3 protein-coding genes are annotated in these 1,044 nt (G+C 50.6%); 2 read left to right on the top strand and 1 reads right to left on the bottom strand.

The genetic code is table 11. The features are described 5' to 3' along the window. Together NG833_RS30130 and NG833_RS30125 are read left to right on the top strand one after the other, a co-directional pair. On the top strand, nucleotides 1–651 hold a 651-nt coding region (locus tag NG833_RS30130), incomplete at its 5' end, for a hypothetical protein (RefSeq protein WP_254568945.1). Next, complete coding sequence (locus NG833_RS30125) at nucleotides 648–785, top strand: hypothetical protein (RefSeq protein WP_254568944.1); 138 nt, start codon at nucleotides 648–650, stop codon at nucleotides 783–785. The genes NG833_RS30130 and NG833_RS30125, both read left to right, overlap by 4 nt. Before the next feature lie 24 nt (nucleotides 786–809). On the opposite strand, the gene NG833_RS30120 is transcribed toward NG833_RS30125, so the two are convergent. Then, a partial coding sequence (locus NG833_RS30120) for a hypothetical protein (RefSeq protein WP_254568943.1) occupies nucleotides 810–1,044 on the bottom strand: 235 nt, incomplete at its 5' end.

Below are 1,044 nucleotides of genomic sequence, written 5' to 3'. Positions count from 1 at the left end.
CTAAATTTTAGAATTGATGAAACCGGGGAACTCCGGTCATTGGACGGATTTAACAAAGACAAGGTTTTGACCCGCGCTCTAGTTGGGGACTCCAGCGCTACCCTCAAATTCCCCGAGACTCAATGGATGTTTTCTGGATACGCCAATTACACGGTCCCGGGCTTGCCAATCAATGACAGCGAGTTAATCCGAGGTCTGGATCTGGTATCGCCTCGGTGCGATCGCATCTTCCTGTTCCCCTCTACCGAAATGCACGGGGCGATTAAATTACCAGAGATTACCCCCAAGATGAGTCTGGCATGGCCTGAGCGCTTTATGGAGTTTGAGCCAGAACAGCGTTACTGTGTTGGGAATCTCCACTACATCGCGGTGAAACAACCGGACAGGGAAGCTTTACTGCAAAATTACTTAGAGATTGTTGCCGGAATTATGGAGATTTATCCGAACGTTTATCTCGTCCCGGTGGTGAGCAGGTTTTTGGGTTCTAAGATTCCTTTCTCGTTCCGGGCATACCCAGAACTCAAAAAACTAGAACCCTGCATCGACTTAGATTGGTTGGATCCGAATCAGTCAGATTTTTGGGCTGACTCCCACGGGCATCTGTCCCGTTTGGGGTGGTCTCTGCTGAAAGAACGGTTAGAGATTGTTTGACCCGGGTCTTGATTGCGATCGCACCTGGGGAATCTTGGCGGCGATCGCCCTTGCACCTCTCCCCCTTCCCCTCCCTTGTGTTCTGTAGCATTGCCGGTTTAGTCCGGATCATGTCAATGCTACAGAACAGTTAGTGGGGAATTTGGCGGCGATCGCGCTTAGTCCAGAATTTCTAAAATTCTCCAGGGTGATTCCCGGGTCATGATGGCTAACTCGACTTGCTCCAATTTTTTCTTGGGGACGTAACGGCTCTTGATGCGATCGCCCTCCCTCCACTGGTACTGATAATAGGGTCCGGTGCAACCTGCTTTCCATTTGCTGCAAGTCTTACTCTTCCCCTCCGAGTCGCGATACTTGAATTGCATCGCTATCCACCCAGACGCACCGGGTTTT

The organism is Oscillatoria sp. HE19RPO (assembly GCF_024220515.1).
Classification (GTDB): domain Bacteria; phylum Cyanobacteriota; class Cyanobacteriia; order Cyanobacteriales; family Laspinemataceae; genus Laspinema.
The sequence above is the reverse complement of the archived record's forward strand: the minus strand, read 5'-3'. Positions and strand labels throughout refer to the sequence as shown.